This is a genomic window from Exiguobacterium sp. s102 (assembly GCF_018618635.1).
Lineage (GTDB): Bacteria > Bacillota > Bacilli > Exiguobacteriales > Exiguobacteriaceae > Exiguobacterium_A > Exiguobacterium_A oxidotolerans.
In genome coordinates this window covers 1-310 of the sequence record NZ_JACSML010000026.1, presented here as the reverse complement: position 1 = coordinate 310, position 310 = coordinate 1, and the positions used below count along the sequence as shown (strand labels likewise).

1 pseudogene is annotated in these 310 nt (G+C 42.3%); it reads left to right on the top strand.

Features of this window, described 5'->3' with window-relative positions:
• Window positions 1-310, top strand: a pseudogene (locus tag KNQ02_RS15580) (IS5/IS1182 family transposase); the annotation flags it as partial.

Below are 310 nucleotides of genomic sequence, written 5' to 3'. Positions count from 1 at the left end.
ATGCGAATAAGCGGAAATATAAAAAGAAACATGTTCGTCGTGCAGCACGTTTTTATCAAGATGAACTGGAACAAGAAATCAATGATGATCGTGAGGCGCACGGAAAAAAGCGTTTTACCCCCAAGAAGAAGGACGAGAATGATCAACGTTTGACGAAGGAGAGTACCACGGATCCTGAGTCAGGATATTACGTGAAGGGGGAGCGTGAAAAGCAATTCGCCTATTCCTTTCATACAGCATGTGATCGGAATGGTTTTGTCCTCGGGACAATTGTCACACCAGGTAATATTCACGATAGTATCATTTTAAA